Source organism: Streptomyces sp. NPDC001868 (assembly GCF_040297125.1).
Lineage (GTDB): Bacteria > Actinomycetota > Actinomycetes > Streptomycetales > Streptomycetaceae > Streptomyces.
Window position 1 is genome coordinate 1 of the sequence record NZ_JBEOYO010000145.1, and the last position, 1,269, is coordinate 1,269.

At 71.1% G+C, this 1,269-nt stretch carries 1 protein-coding gene and 1 pseudogene; both read left to right on the forward strand.

Annotated elements, in window-relative coordinates; translation table 11 throughout:
* Positions 1-1,021, forward strand: a 1,021-nt coding sequence (locus ABT147_RS47195; RefSeq protein WP_351418742.1) for a hydrolase, incomplete at its 5' end; no start/stop codon positions are given.
* 95 nt (positions 1,022-1,116) lie between these two features.
* A pseudogene (locus ABT147_RS47200) lies at positions 1,117-1,269 on the forward strand (RICIN domain-containing protein); the annotation flags it as partial.

Sequence of the window (1,269 nt, forward strand, 5' to 3'; positions counted from 1 at the left end):
TGATCAGCTGTCGTACGACATCCATCCGAGCAATGTGCAGATCGAGCCCGGTCGTGCCGCGTTCGTCAAGGCCACGCTGAAGCCGCGCCAGATCATCTGGTTCGGGTCCAAGGAGGAGCGGCCGTACGCCTTCGCGGTGAAGCGGTCGGGGGTGACGCCCCTGGATGTCGAGGGCATGTATGTGCAGCGCGGCTTCCTGCCGGGGTGGCTCGCCACCTGTCTCGGGATCTTCCTGGCGCTGGCGATCACCTTCCTGACGATGTGGTTCGCCTTCCAGCCCAGGGTCGTCAGCGCCGCCACCGAGCTGGGGGAGACCGCCGTCAGCACGCTGGCGCCCAGCCCCTCGGCGCCGGTGTCGACGCCTCCGCCGCCCACGCCCTCCGCTCCCCCCGCCTCCTCGGCGCCCCCGCAGGTGACGGAGACGCAGCCGGAGAGCGACAGCGACAGCGGCAGCGGGAACGGGGGCGGCGGTGACGGTGGTGGCGGGTCCGGCGGCGGCTCCGAGGAGAAGAAGAAGCCGGCGCCCACGGCCGCGACCGCCGTACGGCAGCTGGCCGCGGCGGACCCGGGCGGCCGGCACATCTGCTACCGCGCCTTCGTGACGGGCAAGGGCTGGACGGCCCCGGAGTGCGACGGCGACACGGCCGGCACGGTGGGCCAGGGCAGGTCGCTCAAGGCCCTCAACATCGCGGTGTCCGGCGTCAACGGCACGGCCAGCGCCGCGTTCGTCCACAACCCCGACTCCACCAACGGCCAGGGCCACTACAACGGGAAGCCCTGGTCGAGCGCGAAGGACGGCTTCGACAACTACTTCGGCAGCTCCAAGGCGGGTGCCCCGGACATGCTGGGCTTCACCATCAACGTCGACGGCGGCGGCCGGGGGGTCTGCCAGTCGGTCCACCAGAAGGACCGGGGCTGGCAGAACCTGGCCTGCGACAAGCCCGGCGAGGGAGAGCACTACATCTTCGGCGGCACCCTCGACAACGGCATCTGGCTCGAAGCGGTCAAGTTCACGGTGTGACAAGGCCGTTGGGGCGGGTCCCGGTGGCCGCCGGGGCAGCGGGGCCTGCCCTGACGACTCCTGACCGGACGACGCCCGCCGCGTAGCGTCCCTCCGTGAGCCTTTGGACTTCTCTGGAACCCGCGTCGACCGCGGTGGACCCCGGTGGCACTGCGACCGTTCGGCTGCGTCTGCGCAACACCGGTGACGTGGTCGACGAGTACCGCTTCGAGCCGGTCGGTGACATCGCGCCGTGGACGACCGTGGAG